Raw genomic sequence first — 287 nt, forward strand, 5'->3', positions numbered from 1 at the left:
CGACGAGAGCGACCGCCTGACCCGCCAGCGTCAGCTCGCCGAGGAGGGCCACGCCGACACCGTCGCGAAGCTCGCGGCATTGGCCGAACGACTGCGCCTGGCCCGTGAGGAGCCCACGACCGACGGCACGGCCACGGCGGTCGACGACGGTACTCGCGAGGAGGCCGGCCGGGCCGTCGCGGCGGTTCGTACCGAGGAGGTGGAGGCTCGGTTGGCGCTGCGCACCGCCGAGGAGCGGCTCGCATCGTCGCGCGGGCGCGCCGATTCGCTGCGCCGCACCGCCCGGG

Annotated in this window: 1 protein-coding gene; it reads left to right on the forward strand. The window is 76.3% G+C overall.

Annotated elements, in window-relative coordinates; genetic code table 11:
• Nucleotides 1–287, forward strand: a 287-nt coding sequence (locus B4L26_RS16075; RefSeq protein ID WP_290720378.1) for a hypothetical protein, incomplete at both ends; no start/stop codon positions are given.

The organism is Gordonia sp. UBA7599 (genome assembly GCA_002477755.1).
Classification (GTDB): Bacteria; Actinomycetota; Actinomycetes; order Mycobacteriales; family Mycobacteriaceae; genus Gordonia.